We start from the raw sequence: 21,888 nt of genomic DNA on the forward strand, positions 1-21,888 counted from the left end.
TTTTCATATCTGAAACCAATACATTTATATAATTCTCGGTTATTGCCAAACTACTATGCCCTAATATTTTTTGAAGCACGACTATATTTCCTCCACTTGTTACCCATTTTTTAGCAAACGTGTGCCTATATCTATGGATACCTGTTTTTATAACATTTCGACTTTTATTATATTCAAACAAAGAGTGATAAATTGTACTTTTTGTAAGTTTGTTTCCATATACATTACAAAAAAGATAATCATCATCGCTAGTATATTGTCTTATCTGCAAGTATTCTAATACAATTTTATTAATAGTATTATTCAAAGGTATTATTAATGATTTTCTGTTTTTAGTAACTTTAATGTGCACTACTTCATTATCAAAATCTAAATCTTTTACTTTAATATTAATTAAACTATTACTCCTTATACCTGTGGAAAGTAAAAAGTTTATAATAACCCAACTTTTATACTCTGTAAAACTACATTCTTTTAAGCTTGGCTTTTTTAGTAATGCCTTAAGTTCTGCATCTGTATAGCATTCAATAGGCTCTTTATCAGCTTTCATTAATTGTATTTTAAAAGCTTCAAGATAATCACATCTCATAAAATAATACATCAATGTCTTTAAATCCCTCGAGTAAGTATATAGTGTTATATCCTTAACATCTTTAGACCTACTTTTAAACTCAATCACAAAGTTATCTAATGTTGATTTGTCCATAGAATTAATTGGTATTTGTGGGTCAATATACTTATATAGTGTTTTAAAGCACTCTCTGTAGTGCTTTAATGTCCCCTCCCTTAAATTTCTTGCTTTACAATTACATAAGTACTCATTACAACCTTGCTCAAACGTTATACTTTTAACAGCCTGCATAGTAATTTTTTTCTTCATACTTCACCTCTTGGCACACCATTTTTGAGCACAAAAAATGGCACACATCATTTAGATTTTTTCTTAAATGACGTGTGCTATTTTTTTTAACCAATATTACATATTTTGTATTGACTAGTCAATTGCTAATCTATGCAAATAGTAAAAAGTGTCTTATTTGTTTGCTGCTTCTTCAATTGCAACAGCCACTGCTACTGTAGCACCTACCATTGGGTTGTTACCCATACCGATAAGTCCCATCATTTCAACGTGAGCTGGTACTGATGAAGAACCTGCGAATTGTGCATCTGAATGCATTCTTCCCATAGTATCTGTCATACCGTATGAAGCAGGACCTGCACCCATGTTATCTGGGTGAAGTGTACGTCCTGTACCACCGCCTGAAGCTACTGAGAAGTATTTTTTCCCTTGTTCCATACATTCTTTTTTGTATGTTCCAGCTACTGGATGTTGGAAACGAGTTGGGTTAGTAGAGTTACCTGTAATAGATACATCTACGCCTTCAAGGTGCATGATTGCAACACCTTCACGAACGTCGTCTGATCCGTAACAACGAACTTTTGCTCTCTCACCATTTGAGTAAGCAGTTTCTTTAACTACACTTACTTTACCAGTTGCGTAGTCAAATTGTGTTTGAACATATGTAAATCCGTTAATACGAGAAATAATATGTGCTGCATCTTTTCCAAGACCATTTAAGATAACTCTTAAGTCTTCATTACGTACTTTGTTTGCAGATCTTGCGATACCGATAGCACCTTCAGCAGCCGCGAATGATTCGTGACCTGCTAAGAATGCGAAACATTTAGTTTCTTCTCTAAGAAGCATAGCTCCTAAGTTACCATGTCCAAGACCAACTTTACGATCGTCTGCTACTGAACCTGGAATACAGAAAGCTTGAAGACCGATACCGATTGCTTCAGCTGCTTCAGCTGCAAGTGTACAACCTTTTTTGATTGCGATAGCTGCACCTACTGTGTAAGCCCAACATGCATTTTCAAAAGCGATTGGTTGGATTTCTTTTGTAAGGTTGTAAGCATCTACACCTTTTTCATCACAAATAGCTTTTGCTTCATCTAAGTCTTTAATACCGTATTCGTTTAATACAGCATTGATTTGGTTAATTCTTCTATCATAAGATTCAAATAATGGCATATTACTGCACCTCCTTCTTACTCGTGTCTTGGGTCGATTTGACGAACAGCTTCATCGAATCTGCCGTATTGACCTGTAGCTTTTTGCATTGCCTCTGTTGCATCTGTACCTTTTTTGATCATATCCATCATTTTACCAAAGTGGATAAATTGGTATCCGATGATTTCGTTGTTTTCGTCAACACCGATTTTTGTTACATAACCTTCAGCCATTTCAAGGTATCTTGGTCCTTTAGCTGTTGTTGCGTACATTGTACCAACTTGGCTACGAAGTCCTTTTCCTAAGTCTTCAAGACCTGCACCGATTGGAAGTCCACCTTCAGAGAAAGCTGTTTGAGTTCTTCCGTATACGATTTGTAAGAATAATTCTCTCATTGCTGTATTAATTGCATCACATACTAAGTCAGTATTTAATGCTTCTAAAATTGTTTTACCTGTTAAAATTTCTGCTGCCATCGCTGCAGAGTGTGTCATACCTGAACAACCGATAGTTTCTACTAACGCTTCTTCAATGATACCGTTTTTAACGTTTAATGTTAATTTACATGCACCTTGTTGAGGAGCACACCAGCCAATACCGTGTGTAAGACCGCTAATATCTGTAACTTCTTTAGACTGAACCCATCTTCCTTCTTGAGGAATTGGAGCTGGTCCGTGATTAGGTCCTTTTGCAATAGGACACATTTGTTCTACTTCATGTGAGTACATCATCGCTATGACTCCTTTCTACTCGAACAATTTAAAGGGTTAACTTTAAATTAAATTTTTAACAACCATCCCTATTGTATAATTCTAGGCGAAAGATGTCAATATGTTAGTCTTTTTAGAAGAGAAGTCGCAATATAACAACAGGTCATGACAACAACAATAGTTGCCCCTGCTGATGTTCCAAATACATATGCCAACCACAACCCCAGCATGCCAGAAAATAGTGCAAAAAAGACAGAATAGAAATGATACTGACGCATATTACCTGCAATATTCCGACTAATTGCTCCCGGCAAAATTAAGAAAGCATTGATCAACATAACCCCAATCCAAGGGATACAAAGTACTACTACGACTGCCACAATACAGGTAAAGGCCATTTGTAATGCTAACGTATGAATGGCACGACTATTAGCAAGCGAAACATTTAAGCTCGTCACCACCAAGTCATTAAAAATAAAGTACCATATTCCAAATACAATAACGCTTACAATAAGCAATATGCCCAAATCTTCGCCTCTAATACTCAGTAAATCGCCAATCAAATATTTTGTGTATTGATTAAAATTTCCATTTCTCGAGAGCAACATAGTTCCAAATGCAACTGTTCCTGCAGAAAAGATTCCAATAATCGTATCTGTTGTCTCTTGATGTTTATAACTAAAATAGGCGATGAGTAGGCCTAATAATATGGCAAAGACTAGCATCGAAAGGGTTGGATTCATAAGACCTATCAAAACACCGATTCCAATACCTGTCAGTGCACTATGTCCTATAGCATCCGAGAAAAAAGCCATCTTCTGACTGACTACCATGGTGCTTAAAAGACCTAGCATTGGTGCTGCAATCAAAATACCTAAAAAGGCATTTTTCATAAACGTCATCTGTAAAAAGTCAAAAGGAAATAAAAATTCAACAATCTTATACAATGCTTCCATTCACATCACCTCCTATGCTCAGTTGCTTTTGCTTCATTGCCTCTTGCTTCACAAGTTCAGGTGTGCCCATAGCCAATATGGTTTTATTAAGTAAAATTGCCTTATCACAAATATGTTCGAGCTGGCCCACTTCATGGGTGATCAAAACAATGGCCATATGGTATTTCTCCTTTAAGGCTTGCACTGTTTCATAGAAAAGTTTTTGTCCATTTACATCTACCCCTGAAATAGGCTCATCTAAAAGAAGTAGGTCTGGTGTTGGCCAAAGTGCCAGTGCCAAAAGCACCCTTTGGAGTTCCCCGCCTGAAAGCATACCAATCTTACGGTCTATGGCATAAGCAAGCTGTACTTCCTCTAGGGATTTTTCTACTTCTTTGCGTATAGAAGCTGTTATCTTTGTCCATATAGGTCTTTTTTGCATACAGGCTAAAAACAGATCTAGTACTGTAATAGGTGTGGTCTTATCAAAATTTAAATGTTGAGGTACATACCCTATAATCGGTGGATGCATCTTCTTTTCATAGGCGTGCATTTGGTGCTTAATCTCTCCTGTATAATGCATCTCACCTAATAAAGTTTTAAACAAGGTGGTCTTTCCTGCGCCATTAGGGCCTACAATAGCCGTAATTTCATTGCAGTGAAAATGGACATTGATGGCTTGAAGCAACGTGTTTCCCTCTTTAACTACACTTACATTTTTCATTTCTGTACAACAAAATTTACATTCACTCATGTTCAAATGCCTCTCTGACCGTTTCAATATTTTTTCTCATGCGTACCACATAAGGAAACTCATCTGGTGCAAAAGTTTGGTCCGTACCTGTCACAAGCGCATCTAGCACATAAATACTACAAGGTACTTCCCTTTGAATTGTCTTTAAAATCGCTAAGTCTTGATTTTTCTCTTCGGTAAAAATGACCCTAACGTCCTCTTCCTCCATTTGATGAATCAAGGTTTGAATTTGTTTGGCTGAAGCATTTTCATAGCTGCCTTCTGGAATGTTCTCTACTATTTCTATGCCAAACTCTTGGGCTAAATAATAAAAAGCATCGTGCACCGTCATAGCTTTTTTAGTATCGATGACTTCTAATGCCTGGTGTGCTTCTTCATCTAATGCTTCTAATGCCTCAATATAAGCCCTTGCATTCGCCTCATAAACAGATTGATAAGCTGGGTCTATAGCACTTAGCTGCATAGCAATTTCTTGTACTTGAGCTATCGTTCCTTCAATACTAAGCCATATATGGTCATTCTCATGGTGATGTCCATCTTCTCCATGAATAGGGTCCTCATCCCCATCGTGTGTTTCTTCTAAATGTGCTTGCTCATGATTATGTAAGCCCTCTGCTTCTTCCTCTCCATGTAAGAGTGGTTCTAATTGTTGACTTGCATCAATCACTTGCAAAGTAGGATTTTGCATATAAGCCTTTTCTATAAAAGTCTCGCTGCCTAACCCATTAATAACTAACACATCGGCTTCATAGAGCTTCTTAGTATCTTGTACGGTTAACTGGTAGTCATGTAAGCACCCTACAGTTTGGTCTGCCATATTCAGGAGTTGATGTGGTGTTTCTTTCATCAAGGCACTTGTATGTATATACATAGGATAGAAAGATGTCACAACAGTAAAAGGCTTATGTGCTATTTCTTGTTGGAGCTTGGTTCTCTCATTATATTTGTAAAGAATAAATCCTGTATAAGCAATGACTAAAAGGATAAGGATTGCTGTTTTCTTTTTCATCTTCTTGCCCCTTTCTTCTTGTTAGAACTCTCTTCTATTATAGCTAATTGAGAACAAAAATCAATATAAAAGTTCAGAATCTTTATCATTCTGAACTTTTATGTTTATCTTTCTCGGTAAATATTCACTTGCTTCTGTACTTTGAGTTGCTTATTTCCTGTACAAATACCTAGTTGCCCATTCCCTAACAAATAAGGTAATAAACTAAATTTCTCATCTAGTGCAGAAAGCTTTGTGTCTAAAATTTCTTTTTGTAACTTCAGTAGCGTTTCTGGTTTTGTCCCTCGTAAAATACAACTTTCAATAAAGTTACCCTTTTCAAAAGCATCCCCTACCAAGCTCATTTGACGTTGATACTCAGCAAGTGCATCCAACTTGGCTACTTTCAATGCTTCTTCATTCAAATCTTTGCGAAGGATGTTAGATGCCTCTTGAATCCCCTCCACAGATTCTAAGAAGTTAGGATCTCGGTAAGTGTAAACAATGAGGCTACTTGGATATTTGGCAAACATACTGCTACCATACGCACCATGTTCTGCTCGCAAAACAGGCCTTAAGTACTGATTGGTCATATATGAGGCCATTACATAATCTGATCCTTCGATTAAATCTTCTTCCTTATCGTAACTAAAGACTAAATAGTCTACAGGTGTATTTCTATAATAAATATTTAAAGGTGCATACTTGGTAAAGTCATAGTTTGCTTTGGTCAGCACAGGTAAAGTCTTGCCTTCAAAGTAAGTTTCTAAGCGTTCAAGTTCACTTTCCCTAAAAGTTTTATTACCCTGTATGCCGATCATCATATCTTTTGCATACTCTAGTTGATTCCCCATCTCTTTAATTGCCTTTACATAGTCTACTTCCCCAGATCGTCTCATCTTACGTACCTGTGTATAAAGCGGATAATGTTGTTCAAACAAGTAGCGCTTATAGCCTTTTTGCCCTGAGGCATTCAACCATTTCAAAGTGCCTAGCATATCTTGGCTAAAGTTTTCCTTAAATTGACTTAAGAAAATTTGCAGTTGCTCATCAAACCAATCAACTTCCTTTGCCTGCAAGCTCGCTTTTGCCTGCTCAAGCATAGAGAGGCTGTCAAAGTCTTTGTTACTGAGCATACTCACTTTTAAGTAAGGCGTAACACAGTCACTTCCCACAGCTACCACATCTACATCCATAATGGCTTCAAAAGGTGTCTTCTCTTGAGCTGCCTTCTTCAGAAGTTGGCTATATAAAAACAAATAAGGAAGTTCTTCTTGCTGAATATGTCCTGTAGGAATATATAAACTTACCCCTTTTAGTGGTCCATCATTTTCTGTGAGCACATATTTCATATCATCTTTTTCTACGATTTTATAAGGTGCTGTCTGGTGAATAAGTAAATCCTTAAAGCTTATGTCAGGAAGTGGTAAATGTTTCGTCTCCTTTTGCCAAATGGTCATTTTTTCTAGACGTTCTCCCCAACTTTTATCTTGATCCGCATGACTTGCAAGAGGTGCTTCTTCTTTAGGTAAGAGTTGAATATACATGGATGGACTTCCTAACAAAAGACTTCTGTAGCTTTCAGGCAGTTTGGTAAGTTCATCTATATGGGCTTTATCAGAAAAATAGTAAGCGCCCACTTTGTCATGTGCCCAAGCATCTAAATAAGCCTCTGCAATCTCTATGCCTCTAGTAGGGGATAAATCTTCACTACATGCAACTAATTGATTTTTAGCTATAATGTTGCGCTCTGTTTCTTGGTCTATTTTCTTTGTAGCAAGACTTTCTAATACTTTTTCTAAAAGAACCTTTTCAGACGCCATATTCTCCTTTGTCACATTACCTATAACTATGGAATAAGAAGGATACTTCACATAGCTATCCTTAATCACTTGGACATTCGTAAGCCCTTGTCTTTTGAGTGTCTTCATAAAGTAAGATTGTTCATCCACTAAGTAGGTGCTTACCCATAAGTCCATTTCAAGCATTTCATTACTTGTTAAATCTTTTTCTACAACAAAACTTTTGATTAAATAGCCGTTTGTTCCACTTTCATTAAAATAAAGGGTTTTTTCTTTACTAACTACATCCGGTTTAACATTGACATCAATCTGTTTATCAGAAAGGGGAATATCTTGGAATGCCTCATCAATTAAACCAAGTACATGCCCAATAGGCAAGTCACCATACAAGATGATCATCATATTACTTGGGTAGTAGTAGCCTTTGTACGTCTCAATAAATTTTTCATAAGAAAGCTCTGGAATAGAGTCTGGATTTCCGCCACTATCATTTGCATAATGGGTCCCTTCATAGAGGCCTTGACGTATCGCACGAAAAACCTGTCTATTTCTATCCCCGTTGGCCCCCTTCATTTCATTATAGACAACCCCCCCATACTGTTTAGTGAGTGGATTGTAATGAAAGGCTTCTTCATAAAAGCTAGAAGGATTGACGGTCATATTAGGGTTTAAAATGCAGTCTAGATAGATAGAAAGTAATGTATCAAAGCATGCATCATGGGATGTTGCAAAGGGAAAAACCGTCATATCTGAACTGGTCATGGCATTCATAAATAAATTAGGGTACTTACTACTTGCATCAAAAAACAAAGTAGAAGAGGGATACTTCTTAGAACCTGTAAAAAGGGTATGTTCAATAATGTGATTGACTCCTGTGTTGTCTGTTGTTGGTGTTTTCACACCGAGGGTAAAACTCTTATTAGTGTCTTTATTTTCAATCCATACGACATTTAGCCCACTGCCTATATGCTTATATTCGTGAATGATTTCTGCTCCACACTTTGTTTCACCCGATTGCACAAAAGCATTAGGCTTTGCACTTACTCCAATGATACTCAAGATGAAAACTATGCAGATAACGTACACATTCCATCTTATTTTTTTCTTTTGCATACTGCTCAACTCCTTAGGTTCTTACTTGTTGTCTTACTTCATAGTTTATGCAACTTTTAATCATTCATACTCTCTTCGTGGATTTCACTCTAGCGCATCGGACTTAGATAGTCTATAATGCAAGTAAAGACTATCTAAGGATGTGATTACATGAATTTTCGTATACAGAATGACTATTTAACTGCAATCATTAAAGATACTGGTGCTGAGCTTGTAGAGCTTGTAGACCAAGATCATGTGCAATATATTTGGACGGCCGATGCTACATATTGGAGCAGACATACCCCTATTCTCTTCCCTTTAGTTGGAAAAGTGACAAATAATTGCTATACAGTAGGAGATGCCCAGTATAAGGTTGGTCAACATGGTTTTGCCCGTGACTGCAATTTTGAAGTAAGCCATCAAACAGCTTCTGAAATCACTTTTATGCTTCGTAGTGATGACAAAACACGTGCGCTTTTCCCCTTTGATTTCACTTTAAAAGTAACTTATACCCTTCATAATCAAACATTAGCCATTGGCTATGAAGTTATAAACGAGGATACACAAGAAATGTTCTTCAAAATTGGTGCACATCCAGGCTTTAGATGCCCTCTCTTTGAAGATGAGACTATGGAAGACTATACCCTTACTTTTGACAAAGAAGAAGAAGTAACTTTCATGCCACTTACACCAGAAGGCTACTTCAAACGTGCTACTGAAAAATGTATTACCACACCACTTGCCCTTTCAAATGCACTCTTTGCCAAGGATGCACTTGTCTATGGAGATTTCACAAGTAAATCAGTGACCCTTTCTAGTAAAAAACACAATAAACAAGTTGAAGTAGGCTTTGACGGCTTCCCATTCTTAGGTATCTGGTCTCCGCTTTCACCTTCTCCATTTGTGTGTATTGAGCCTTGGTATGGTCATGCAGACTATGAAGACGAAGCAAGTACATGGACAACTAAGACTGATCTAAATCACCTTATGCCTCATGAAACTTTTACTTGTACCCATACAATTACGATCAAATAAGGACGGCTTCTGGCTGTCCTTATTTTTATGTTTATTCATAGTTTAGTCAAACCGTATCATATATTATAGTTAGTAACTCATGCAATTACCCAAAGGAGGTATATGATGCGAAACTTTCGTTATCCCCCTGTTCTTTCTAGACAATCCACTGGCACTTTAATCGTAGATGTTACCACAGATCCAGCCCTTACAGCTTTGCGCCCCCTATCTGATGTGCAAGTCACTGTAAGACGACAAAATCCTAATGGTGGCCAATCTACTATTGCACAACTTACAACAAACGCTAACGGGCAAACCCCTGTACTCACACTTGATGCACCACCTGACGCACTTACTCAAACACCTGAGGCTACCCAAACCCCCTATTCTCCTTACATTGTGGAAGTAAGTGCCGAGAACTACCTTCCTACTATTGTCAATGGCACACAGATTTTTTCTAACATCCGTTCCATTCAACCCATTCGACTCATCAGCAGTGAACCTACACCTTTTGCTTCTAGATCTTCTAGAGTTTCCAAGCTCTCACGTCAACAAGTGGATGAAATCTCTATTGGACCCCCTACACTTTACGGTGACTATGCCCCAAAAATCCCAGAGTCGTCTATTAAAGATACTACTTCTCCCGGATTTGTCGTGCTCCCTGCCGTTGTTGTCCCAGAATTTATTATCGTTCATGCTGGAACGCCTAACAACAACACTGCCCCTAACTACACCGTTCCTTTCAAAGATTACATCAAAAATGTAGCTTCCTCTGAGATTTATCCTACCTGGCCAACAGAAACCATCCGTGCCAACATTGTCGCCATCATCTCCTTTACGCTTAACCGTGTCTACACCGAATGGTACCGTAATAAAGGAAAAAACTTCACCATTACCAACTCTACAGCCTTCGACCATGCTTTCTTCTTCGGTCGCGACATCTTTGATACTATTTCTTTAGAAGTAGACCAAATTTTTGATACTTATGTGAAGCGCTCAGGTGTAGAGCAACCTCTACTTACCCAGTACTGTGACGGGGCAAAGTCCACCTGTCCAAACTGGATGACACAATGGGGCAGTAAAGCCCTTGGAGATGAAGGGCGTACGTATGAGGAAATCTTACGCTTTTACTATGGCCAAGACATCTCCTTCCCAGGTGCCCCCGTTGTATCTGGTGCCCCTGAGTCCTTCCCTGGAACCCCACTCAAATTAGGTTCTAGTGGACCTCCTGTTCGAACCATTCAAGAACAACTTAACCGTATTTCTAACAACTACCCACTTATTCCTAAAGTACGTACAACCGGAGAATTTGATGCAGCTACTGAAGAATCTGTCAAAACATTTCAACGTATTTTCCACCTCACCCCAGATGGTATCGTAGGCAAAAATACCTGGTACAAAATTTCTGAAATCTATGTCGCTGTTACTAAAATCGCAGAACTTTTGTCTTAAAACTTAAAATGGGTATAAATCTATTCGATAACCTACTTAAATAACCCTCCTAGAAAGACTCGGAGGGTTTACTTTTTCCCTAGAATTTAGCATAATAGAATGTATTACAAATGCAAAAGGGGTACCATTATGAGTATACTATTTGATCAAACCATTATTCATCTGTTAGACCTAAGTCATGATATACCTATTTTATCATCTCAACCACTTACACTAAACGATGAAATTGAAGCTTATATTACAACCTATTTAACCGATTTATATGATAGCCACAGTGTTTCTCATGCAATTTTTGAAGAGACTTCTCCTTGGGGAGAAACCATTCGTGCAGGTATACCTGACTTCTACAGTTTTTCTTGTGAGCTCGCACGCCAATTCTATGCTTATATGCAAACCTTGGAGAACATCCCAAACGGCGATTTAGTCATTACTAAATTCAAACGTGACCAAATCCCCTTTGTAGCCTTCTTCAAGCTTAACTACAAAGAAGCCTACACCCATATCGTAGACCAGAATGCTACAGGACCAGTCAATCAAATCATCAAGCATAAGACTATTTTCCCAGATACTTCAAGCAAGATTCAAGAAGCTGCCATTATTAATCTAGAAACTTATGAAATCTCCCTATTAGATGGACACAAAGAACATTATTTACACAACCTCTTAGGTACCACTACACCTTTGTCTACTAAGCAAAAAATCAAATTAGTTGAACAAGTCATTACTGGTGCCATTGAAGAAAACTTCGACAACAAGCTAGAGGCACTTTCCTTTGCCAAAAGCAACTTAGCTAAAAGTATTGACCACACCAGCAGCATCCGCGTCAACGAAGTACTAGACGAAACCTTTGCCGACCATGATCAAGTCAAGGAAGCCTGCCGTACTATTTTTGACGAGCAAGGCATTACAGAAGAAGCCATTGAGATCCCTCATGCAGAAAAAGTGGGTAAGAAGTACACCTCTCACAAAATCAAAACAAATACAGGCATTGAGCTTAAGCTTCCAACAGAAATGCTCAATGACCCCAATAAAATTGAATTTGTGAACAACCCAGATGGCACCCTCTCTATTATTTTGAAGAACATCGGTTCAGTCATCAACAAATAACTTTGATAATTAACTCCTTCCTAAAAGCACATCATTTATCTATAAAATAGTCAAAGGGCTATGAAACGCGTTTAAAATCTCTCGTTTCATAGCCCTTTTATTCATAATAACTTATGCTTGTTTATTAAGATGTGCTTCTTCTATTCTGTACGAATCGCTGAAAGTGCTGAAAGTCCCATAGCACGACGTGCTGGGAAGTAGCCTGAAATCAGCCCAATAACTGTAGAAAATACTAAAGCCGCTAGAGCAAGCCAAGGTGGAATAATAGAAACATTCGTTCCACCACTTCCTAGCATAGAGAACATTTCTCCCGCTATTTGTGGCCCAAACTTATTGAGTATATAGGAGAGCATATAAGAGAAGCATACCCCTACAGCTCCACCTAATGCCCCAATAAGGAGTGCCTCTACTAAGAACATTTTTTTTATGTCTGTTAGCTTGGCACCGATTACTTTCATAACACCTATTTCTTTTGTACGTTCATAGATAGACATCATCATGGTATTGGTAATCCCAATAGCTGCAACGATAAGAGAAATAGCCCCAATCCCACCAAGCATAATTTGAATACTATTTGAAGCTTTCTTCATCTCATTCAAATATTCCATTGGACTATAAGCACGGTATCCTGCATCATTTAAGGCTTGTTGTACGCTTAAAACGTGATCTTCATCCGCTACTTTAACGCGCACATTTTGATACTTGTTTTTATCCTGATAACGATCATTTTGAGGTGCTTCACCTTGAAGCTTCTTATTGTAACGTTCTTGCTCTTCTTGAATATTTTCAAAAAGCTCTACTGGTATTACACAAGAATAACTATTCTCCCAATCTTCTTCACCAAATAGTCCTGCCACTGTTACTTTAGATGGCTTTGGAATTTCGATTTGATTGCCATCTTGGTCTGATTGAGGCTCTTGGTTATCCCAGGTGTATTGACCAATATCAATTTTCACAACATCTTCGCCTACTACAAATTCCATAGGTGGTGGTGGGCTACGCCAATTAATCTCTTGTCCTCTTTTTACAAACTGACGCATAATGTCTGTACCTAGTAGAATACTACTGTCATCTTCTGGCCCAAACAGATTCCCTTCAGCTACTTTGTAGCCTAGCACATTCATTTCTTCTGCTGATAATCCACGTATTTCTACTGGCCAACTTGTACGGTACTTCCCAAACTCTAAAGTCGCATTCAAACTTCTGATAGGAATAGCCATTTCTACGCCTTCCATCTTTTGCATGGCTTGTACCGCCTTATCATCTAGTTTAGGCGCTTTGGGATCTTCCCAAGTATTAGGATTTACTTCTATAATCGTCAAAGACTGCATCCCTTGTAGTTGTTCTTTAAAGTTTGCATCCATTGCAATCCCAAGAGAAAGCATTAAGATAATAGAGCTTGCCCCAATGACAACCCCTAAAATAGTGAGGAACGTACGAAGTTTACGCCGCCATAAACTTCGCACACTCATCATAATAAGATCATTAATCCTCATCTAAATCCATCTCTTCTAGCTTACGTTGACGTTTTTTCATCACAAACGCTGTGATGCCTGCGGCAATTCCCATTCCAAATACCATTCCAAGTAGAATTGGCCATTTCGCTGATTTTTCTTCTTCCATAGGAGGTAACATGTCATCTGGCATAGGTTCAAGGCCTTCATCTGGCATACTCTCCATAACATCCATTTGGAATTCATGACTGTACGTTTGAAGTTGTCCTGTTACATCCTCATATTCAATTTCAATTTGTCCTGTTAAGGCTCCACCTTGAAGTGGAATAATGGTTGGCATATAAGTCTTGGAACTTCCTTTTTCTAAAGCACCGATAATCATGGTGTTATCTTGTACTTCAAAGCCTTCTCCAACTGTTTTAATACGTACATTACTAATACTTGTCTTCCCTGTATTATAAATCGTTGCAGTAAGCTCTGTAGGCATGCCTACTTCTACATATTCAATTTGCACTTCTGCCACTTCAAGCTTTGTCACTTGTTCAACTGGGATTCCAAAGTGCTCTGTAGCTGTAATCGCTTCACCATTTTCGTCTTCATATTCCATTTCTAGTGTAATGTCATAAGTTTTAGGTTTTGCACTTGGAATGGTGTAAAGACGAATATTTTTAACATCTATTTGCCCCGGTACCAGTTCACTTATGAAGAAGGTATTACTTGCGTTCACAGGTGTAAATACGCTACCTGTATCATTTTCACCTTGTTCTTTAATCGTTAAATTGGCTTTTAAGTTTTTAACTGTTTTATTTTGGTGGGTATTTAAGAATCCAATTTCAAGGTCAAACTCTTCACCTGCTTTAACAACAACGGGGTTCGAGCTATATGTTCCAACGATTACTTTTGGCTTACCTTTGCCCTTTTCTTCTTCTGTTTCTTCTGGATTGTCAATGGAAACTGTTGCATATTGTTTGATTGCAACTTCTTTTCCATTTAAAGTGTACTCTGCTATAATCTCAATCGGATAAGTTCCTGTGACAACACCTTGTGTCGCTACAAAGTCTACTGTGTAGTTTTTAGTTTGTCCCTTTGCAAGCTTAGGTTCAATAAACATGCTTTTAGATTTTGACACAATACCCTCTGAACTTTTAACGCTAATTTTAACATTTTTTGCTTCATCTGGTGTGGTTACTTTGAAACCAATACGAAAGTTATCTCCAACCTTTTTAAGACCTTGTGGCTCAGATGTAGTTAAGATTTCCAACTCTTTTTGAGCAACACTTCCCTTAGTACTTAAGTAGATAAATTGACTACTTGTCTGAGTTTCACCTAAGTCATCTATGTAACTTAACTTCATCTCAACAGGTAAGTTGAAACTACTTGTATCACTTACAACTAAGCTCACTGGAACGGTTTGTGTTTTGTTACTATCAATATTTTCTATGTACTTCACGTTACTGCCATCTGTTACAAATACTTTTTCATTTGGAACGATTTCAAGCTTTACGTTTTTTGCTGCCACATGGCCTACATTTTTGATAGCTACTTGAATAGACTTGGCTACATTTTCCTCAAAAGCTGATGTGTTACTTACAGCTACTTCAAGGGCTGGTGGCATAAAGTTGCTATCTACTTTAAGCTTTATGATATGTTCTTTCCCCTCAATATCTACAACCATTTCGTGCATACCACGTGCGATATCTTTATCAATATCAAGGGTTACGTAGTAGTCCTTCTTCTCCCCTTTCTCCATAGATGAAAGTGAAATCTCTTTTTTCTTTAAAGTAATGCCTTTTGCAGAATTCGAGTCTTTAATCTTCAACTTCATTTTTCCTGACTCTACATAGGCTTTGCTGTCATTTTTTACGGTTAAAGTAATTTGTTGTGTTTCACCTGCTACAACATTGATGGTGCTTTGAGCTATAGTCAGTCCTTCTGAAGCACTAATTGCTGAACTTGCGTTGGTTAATGGAATTTCAACGCTTGCTGGACCATTGTTCATACCTTCATAGCCTATTTCAGCTTTAACAGATTTCCCATTTCCATTATAGACTAAGTCCATAATGATGATTGTTCCATCTCCATTCATTTGAACAGCCTTTTTATCTACACTGTCTGTAGTTCCTCCTGAAAGTTCAATATACTGAATGAAATCTCTTAGTTCTTTTGTTGTGTTTGCCGTTACTGCTTTAATATAGACATTAAATGTATCGCCTTTTTCTAATGTTTTAGTCACTTCATTAGCTGTAAGTGTTAAAGCTGGTGCTGTTTCTTGATTTACTTCAGCCGCCCATACATTTCCTCCTGTTGGGTAGATACATGCCGATGCTATCACACCTGCCATCAATAAACTTGCAAATTTACTCTTTCCTCTCATAGATAACTTCCCTCTCTTTCTCTTTTTTCACTTCAATCTTATGGATATTTCCATCAATTACTGTGATAATTCTATTGGCATAGTCTGCAATTTCTGGGTCATGGGATACAATAATTAAAGTCTGATTGTATTTCTTAGCAATGTCACGAATCATATCCATAACTTCTATTGTTGTATGCGTATCTAAGTTTCCTGTTGGCTCATCGGCAAACAGGATTGTCGGGCGATTGACAAAGGCACGGGCTATACTTACCCTCTGCTGTTGCCCACCACTCATCTCCTTGGGTTTATGGTTAAGACGCTTTTCTAACCCAACTGCTTTTAGCATTTCTTTTGCACGCTTGTCCCGCTTTACTTTAGGCATCCCTTGAAAAATGAGGGGTAAAGATACATTTTCTAATGCGGTTAAAGATGGAATCAAATTGTATGACTGGAACACAAAACCAATATATTTTTGTCTAAACGTGGCAAGTTGTGTCTCATTGAGCAAATCTACACGTTTGTTTTTTATTTTAATTGTACCACGGGTTGGTTTTTCAAGCCCTGCTAGCATATTTAGCAACGTAGATTTTCCTGACCCTGATGTTCCAAATAAACAGCAGATTTCCCCTTCTTCTATTTCAAGATTAATATTGTCTAAGGCTACAATCTTTTCCTTACCCATACTATAAATTTTTCTTAAGCCTTGCACTTCTATTATTTTACTCAAGTTATCCCTCCTTCTTGTTTAATTAATCACAATACTTAAAGTATATTATAAATATTTATATATTGCTATGAAAAGACCCAAATCTTAACATTTCATTTATATGTAAAAAGGTTATACCTCTTATTAGACGTACAACCTCTTCATTAAGTTTCATTTTCTCGTTTTATTTTTATTAAACAAAGCTAGACCGCCTAGCCATATCTAAGCTATTTTTCAAGCAAAGTTTACCATATCCCCAACTTGGGTCTGGAAAAACAACATCATCTATATCCCTTGCTGCACCACGAAGCAAGTACGTACGCACACTTTCTCCATAGAGGAAGGGGTTATTATGATTTACAATGCCCCACTGCATCATCAAAGCTACCGAACCTGTTACATGCGGCGTCGCCATACTTGTGCCCGAGAGTGCTTGATAGCCCCCTGTATAACTAGCTGCTGTAATGTCTACACCTGGTGCCACCAAGTCTGGCTTAATCTTTACAGGCGGCCTCGTATACCCCCTTCCAGAAAAGGGTGCTATTTGATTGGTTATACTGTTATATGCCCCTACAGTAATCACGTAGTCTGAGGTAGAAGGTGTAGTCAGCGTTAGATCCGGTGTATTATTTAAGAAGAAAGTATCACTCCCTGAAGCAGCAATGGTCTCTCCCCAGATGTTAAAAGTTCCATCTACCACACTCTCCCCAATCACCCTGAGTTGCCACAATCCTGGCATAATATTACCACCTTCTAAGCCAACCATATAAACGCCAAACTCAATATTTCCATTAAGTGGTGAGGGTCCCGCAAAAGCTGGATATACAGTACTATTTCCAAGCACATAATGCTTCACAGGTGTCGTGTAAGTAATTCTAGATGTCCGTCTCCCATCAGGTGCGACAAACTCAAAGGCTAGCTGGTCGACAGAGTTTTGCCATACAGAAAAGTTATATGTCTTTTTGTTTGTTCCCATTTGAAATTCTACACTTTGCACTTCTCCTTGTGCAACTGTTTTACTGACATGATTACGAGAAAGCCCTTCATTTCCAGCCCCTACAAGGATATTGTTTTTCCATTCTTGAGCCGCATCATTTAAATAAATTTCAATGAGTGCACTTCCGTTATGAGGACCTTCGTTCATCCCTAAACTTAAATTAATGGCAACAGGTCTATTTAACACCCTTGCCTTTTCCAATACATAGCGCACCCCAAGCATAATATCTGCTGTTCTTACCAAATTGCTTATTGCAGGATTCCCTAGCTTCACAATCACAAACTCTGCCTCTGGCGCCACACCTATAATTCTTTCTCCTGAGGCTCGCCCGTTTCCACCTGCTATACCTGCCACATGGGTGCCATGCCCTAATGTATCTTGGCTAGGTACAATACGTAACCGCTCAGCTTGTGTAGGTGCTTTAAGCGCCTCATTAATTTGTGCTTGACTATACTCACTGCCTTCTAAGTATCCCGCGGGCGGATGGCCTCCTATAGACTGGTCCCATATACTCGTAATACGTGTTGTACCATCAGCATTTCTAAAGTCTGGATGGGCATAGTTAATCCCTGAGTCTACAATGCCTAGTAATACGCCTTTCCCTTTCAGCTGATAAGGCAAGTTATTTTGAACCGTATTAATACAACTTGCTTTTAAACTTTGGGTCAAATTATAATAAAAGTCTTTGGGTGCTTCCATATATTCTATTTCTGGATAATTCAGGAGATCTTTTGCCCGCTCTAAAGGAATAACAATAATGGCTATTTGGTCATTAATTCGTTGTACTAAAGCGCCTTCTTGCCGTACTACAGCTTCAATATCTCCGTGGTACTTGACGATAAGCCTTTGGTCTCTATTGGCAAGGAGTTGACCTTTATCTTCATCCGCTATATTAAAGAGAATGTTCAGCTCGGCGTCTGTCTTTGTCTCCATTTTTTACTCCTTCCTATTCATTGTAAATTCTCTCCAGGGCATCTAGCACACTTGTTATGCATAAAATACCATACCCATACGCTTGATTTGGAAATGCTCCAAATTGCATAGGCCTTTTAGCATATTTAATAACTAGTCCTTTTAAAGCTTCTCCATACAAGTAGCTCTCTGGTTTGACACGCAATCCATATTCTATAAATAAGGCATATGCACCACATACAAAGGCACCTGCTATACTACTGCCTGAATAAGAAGTATACTTATCTATAGTCCCTGCTTGAGGTACTATCAGATTAAGTCCTGGCGCTGCTATATCTGGTTTTACACGTTCATCCGCTGTATAGCCTCTGCCCGAAGCATTCACAGTCTGTAGTGTACGTCCATTAATTGTACTGACACTGGTAATAAGAAAGCCTGTAGATGGAATCGTCAATGTTGTAAAAGGGTCTGGTTCTAAAAATCGAGTAGGTCTTAAAATAGGATTGGTTACTGTTGCCCAAACATTATACCCTCCATCTACAATCTGGTTAGGTATCATACGTATTGTCCATATGCCTGGATCTACTGTATCTACTCCATAACCTTCTAATAAAATGACCAGTTCTTGTGTCCTTGCACTAAATGGCTGTATAGACACATTAATAAGTACTGAAGTATTTCCAAATACATAAGCCACATTGTTAATGCGGTCTTCTAAAACATCTGTTTTCTCTCCATTTGGGGCAATAATGACAAAAGACATGTCATCCACATAATTCTTATATAAATTTGCTGTATAAAATTTTTGATCGGGCTCTATAGCGATTTGTATATCTTTTGCTTGACCTGGCTGAACAACGCCACTTGTATGTCTTTCCTTATTCGCCTCATTCCCCGTACCTACCGTCATATTACTTGGCCATACTAAGGTCATCTGATCGATAAATACTTCCAAATTGCTATAGCCTATATGGGCACCCTCATTAAGCCCTACACCAAGCAATAAACTTAAAGGTTTATTCAGTCGCCCAGCCTCTGATAATGCAAAGGCAATACCTCTCATCACATCTGCATTAGTGGGGCCTCTAAAATCCTCTAAAGTCGTTCCTTTACTCTTCATTTTTACAACGAGTAAATCAGCATTAGGCGCTATTCCCTTATTTTGCCCTCCTGATCCATTACCATTTCCAGCAGCTATACCTGCCACAGCGGTTCCATGTCCCAAAATATCTACACTAGGAACAATTTCCAAACGCTTTTCCAAAGTATCTTGTCTAAGTGCTTCATCGATTTGTTCTTGGGTAAAATAAGCCCCTCCTATATGCCCTTTAGGCGGTGTTCCTTGAATGCTCTGATCCCATAAAGATAAAATTCTCGTACTCCCGTCTTTATTTCTAAAGTCTACATGACTATAGTCTATACCTGAATCAATCACAGCGACCAAAACGCCTTTTCCTGATGCATTATAGCTTTGGGGCGCGTAGATACTTGCTGGTGCACAGACTGCATTAGAATTTTCTACTGCAATGTATTGCATAGCTCTTGGGAGTTCAACATAAAAGATAGTATTTTCATCAGATAGTGCGCCTATCAAATTTTTATCAATTGTAATAATAGCAAAACGGTCATTCATCTCCTCATAAGTAAAAGGAATTTTTGCGCTTATCTCTGAAAGTTGCTGATAGTATTGTATAATAAGCAACCATTCTCGCTCCGCAATATTTTGTCCTGTAATTTGTTCAAAAACTGCTATCGAAGTATAGGATTCATAAATGAGTGCAAGTTGTAATAATGGACTTAATTTATTAAGATTCATAATACCTCCCTATACAAGTATCAGACTATTTTGGAAGTCTAACTTCCCATAACCTTCTATATTATTGGGGTAAGTTTGATTTGGACTACGTCTAGCACCTCGAATTAATACAGTCTTTGCTATGCGAGTATTAATAGGAAATAAATTATTTTTTATGACTGCCCATTCTAAAAGCAAGGCACAAGCTGAAGTCGTGACTGCCGTAGCTACTCCTGTTCCACTATATCGACTATAGCCTCCAGACAAATTAGGTGCGAGTACATTGACCCCTGGCGCAACTAGACTGGGTAAAGTAACCATATTTCTTGTAGGCCCTCTACTTGAGCCTGCATAAATGCTTTGATCCATTCCATTATAGGCTCCCATCACAATAGTTTCATAGGCATTCCCAGGTGTTGTAATGGTCATACCCACATCGGGCTGTAAAAACCTTGTATCTTTACCTACGAATCCTGCTCGTGGTAACCAGACATTGTACTCCCCTGAAACTACACTTTCCCCGTAAACTGTAATGGTCCAAATGCCAGGGGTTGGTGTAGTCAGTCTAAACCTTATACTTTGGTCCCCTGATGTCACATCAGATGCAATATACTGCACTTCTAATTTAACATTTTCCAAAGGAAAGGTATATTCTTGCACCCGAATATTGTTATTCGGAATCTTGCCTGTATTGCCACCTAAAGGTGTTTTCACAGAAACTGTCAATTTATCCGGTGCAGTTGCCCATAGGTACATGATAAACCCCTTTTCATCTGCACCTACATTAACCTCAAACAAACTTGTTCCGCCTTGTAGAACCTTTCCACTGTAGTGATGTCCTTGATTCACTTCATTTCCTGCTGAGACTACAAAAATAACATTTTCAAACGTACTGCTTTCTTGCAAATAGCGTTCACTGACTGTATCCCCCTCATGCCCACCTTGATTGCTTCCGAGCGCTGTACAAATCACAATAGGTTTATCCTGCTCTTTGGCTAATGTAAGCAAATAGTTAATGCCTGTTAAGTAGTCATCATCTTGATATGCTACAGCGCCATCTTTAATAAGATATAAGTCTCTTAAATACTGTTTTGCAGGCTTTAGCTTTACCACTGCAAGCGTAGCATCCGGTGCTCCACCTACATACCCGCCAGGCACACCTCTTTCATTACCTGCTGCAATAGCCGCAAGCATAGTCCCATGTCCATTCTCATCTGTACTTGGCACAACACTTAAAGGGTCCTTTGATTTCAAAGCTTCATTGATTTGTTCTTCCGTATAAATGGTCCCATAATCATATTCAGGTCCTCCTGATCCCTCTATACTCTGATCCCAAATGTTTATAATACGTGTTGTGTTGTCTTCGTATGTAAAAAGAGGATTTGTATATTGAATCCCTGTATCTACAAATCCTATAAGTACGCCAGTTCCTCGCAACTCGCCAAATGGATAAGTATGAAACGTAGAAATATTACTTTGTTCTATCGCATCTATAGCATTCAATCCTAACAAAATAGGTAAATAAATAGAACCCACTGATTTTTCTAACCCCTCAAATTCTAACTCTGCTCCCTCTGGAACACTTACGATAATCAATCTAGAACTTATAGGGGCAAAAATTAAGCTTGGATAAAGTTTTTTGTATTCTTCTAATCGAATAGGGGTTTCAATTAAATAATCTTTATACTCCGCCATCTCTTCACCTCACCTTACAAAGCAAAAACTGCCTCAAAGCTTTAAGATTAAAACTTCTAGGCAGTCTCAAGTGCTATCTCTTATTATTCATATGAATAAACT

At 38.2% G+C, this 21,888-nt stretch carries 16 protein-coding genes; 3 read left to right on the forward strand and 13 right to left on the reverse strand.

Features of this window, described 5'->3' with window-relative positions; translation table 11 throughout:
- The 7 genes from RRY75_RS03325 to RRY75_RS03355 all read right to left on the reverse strand — a co-directional run.
- On the reverse strand, positions 1-880 hold an 880-nt coding region (locus RRY75_RS03325), incomplete at its 3' end, for a tyrosine-type recombinase/integrase (RefSeq protein WP_332715657.1).
- 153 nt (positions 881-1,033) lie between these two features.
- Complete coding sequence (locus tag RRY75_RS03330; protein WP_332715660.1) at positions 1,034-2,035, reverse strand: GGGtGRT protein; 1,002 nt, start codon at positions 2,033-2,035, stop codon at positions 1,034-1,036.
- A 17-nt stretch (positions 2,036-2,052) separates the two neighbouring features.
- The gene (locus RRY75_RS03335) at positions 2,053-2,745 is read right to left on the reverse strand and encodes an iron-sulfur cluster assembly scaffold protein (RefSeq protein ID WP_332715663.1); all 693 of its coding nucleotides are present in this window, start codon (positions 2,743-2,745) and stop codon (positions 2,053-2,055) included.
- Between the two features lie 95 nt (positions 2,746-2,840).
- Positions 2,841-3,680, reverse strand: a complete 840-nt coding sequence (locus tag RRY75_RS03340) for a metal ABC transporter permease (protein WP_332491478.1) — start codon at positions 3,678-3,680, stop codon at positions 2,841-2,843.
- The gene (locus RRY75_RS03345) at positions 3,664-4,413 is read right to left on the reverse strand and encodes a metal ABC transporter ATP-binding protein (protein WP_332491480.1); all 750 of its coding nucleotides are present in this window, start codon (positions 4,411-4,413) and stop codon (positions 3,664-3,666) included. Before RRY75_RS03345 ends, RRY75_RS03340 begins: the two co-directional genes overlap by 17 nt.
- Positions 4,406-5,422, reverse strand: coding sequence for a metal ABC transporter solute-binding protein, Zn/Mn family (locus RRY75_RS03350; protein WP_332527394.1), 1,017 nt, complete (start codon positions 5,420-5,422; stop codon positions 4,406-4,408). The genes RRY75_RS03345 and RRY75_RS03350 overlap by 8 nt, the downstream gene beginning before the upstream one ends.
- Before the next feature lie 104 nt (positions 5,423-5,526).
- Positions 5,527-8,316, reverse strand: a complete 2,790-nt coding sequence (locus tag RRY75_RS03355; protein ID WP_332491483.1) for an insulinase family protein — start codon at positions 8,314-8,316, stop codon at positions 5,527-5,529.
- A gap of 150 nt (positions 8,317-8,466) precedes the next feature.
- Here RRY75_RS03355 and RRY75_RS03360 point away from each other — a divergent pair, with 150 nt between their 5' ends.
- The 3 genes from RRY75_RS03360 (at position 8,467) to RRY75_RS03370 (ending at position 11,871) form a co-directional block, all read left to right on the forward strand.
- Entirely contained in the window at positions 8,467-9,333 is an 867-nt protein-coding gene (locus RRY75_RS03360; protein ID WP_332491485.1) for an aldose 1-epimerase family protein, read from the forward strand.
- 105 nt (positions 9,334-9,438) lie between these two features.
- Complete coding sequence (locus RRY75_RS03365) at positions 9,439-10,764, forward strand: peptidoglycan-binding protein (protein WP_332491486.1); 1,326 nt, start codon at positions 9,439-9,441, stop codon at positions 10,762-10,764.
- A gap of 129 nt (positions 10,765-10,893) precedes the next feature.
- Positions 10,894-11,871, forward strand: coding sequence for a nucleoid-associated protein (locus tag RRY75_RS03370; RefSeq protein ID WP_332491488.1), 978 nt, complete (start codon positions 10,894-10,896; stop codon positions 11,869-11,871).
- Between the two features lie 140 nt (positions 11,872-12,011).
- Here the strand turns inward: RRY75_RS03370 and RRY75_RS03375 are convergent, their stop codons facing one another.
- The 6 genes from RRY75_RS03375 to RRY75_RS03400 all read right to left on the reverse strand — a co-directional run bounded on the left by RRY75_RS03375 (position 12,012) and on the right by RRY75_RS03400 (position 21,786).
- Entirely contained in the window at positions 12,012-13,367 is a 1,356-nt protein-coding gene (locus RRY75_RS03375) for an ABC transporter permease (protein ID WP_332528670.1), read from the reverse strand.
- Positions 13,357-15,699 (reverse strand): hypothetical protein, encoded by a 2,343-nt coding sequence (locus RRY75_RS03380; protein ID WP_332715669.1) that lies wholly within the window; start codon positions 15,697-15,699, stop codon positions 13,357-13,359. The genes RRY75_RS03375 and RRY75_RS03380 overlap by 11 nt, the downstream gene beginning before the upstream one ends.
- A complete protein-coding gene (locus RRY75_RS03385) occupies positions 15,683-16,408 on the reverse strand; it encodes an ABC transporter ATP-binding protein (protein WP_332491493.1) in 726 nt (241 codons plus the stop codon). The genes RRY75_RS03380 and RRY75_RS03385 overlap by 17 nt, the downstream gene beginning before the upstream one ends.
- 172 nt (positions 16,409-16,580) lie before the next feature.
- Positions 16,581-18,317 carry a S8 family peptidase gene (locus tag RRY75_RS03390; RefSeq protein WP_332491495.1) on the reverse strand — a complete coding sequence of 579 codons (1,737 nt, stop codon included), beginning with the start codon at positions 18,315-18,317 and terminating at the stop codon, positions 16,581-16,583.
- Between the two features lie 13 nt (positions 18,318-18,330).
- Complete coding sequence (locus tag RRY75_RS03395; protein ID WP_332527391.1) at positions 18,331-20,112, reverse strand: S8 family peptidase; 1,782 nt, start codon at positions 20,110-20,112, stop codon at positions 18,331-18,333.
- Positions 20,113-20,121: 9 nt separating this feature from the next.
- Positions 20,122-21,786, reverse strand: a complete 1,665-nt coding sequence (locus tag RRY75_RS03400; RefSeq protein WP_332527390.1) for a S8 family peptidase — start codon at positions 21,784-21,786, stop codon at positions 20,122-20,124.
- Positions 21,787-21,888 lie beyond the last annotated feature (102 nt).

Source organism: Niameybacter sp. (assembly GCF_036655075.1).
GTDB lineage: Bacteria > Bacillota > Clostridia > Lachnospirales > Cellulosilyticaceae > Holtiella.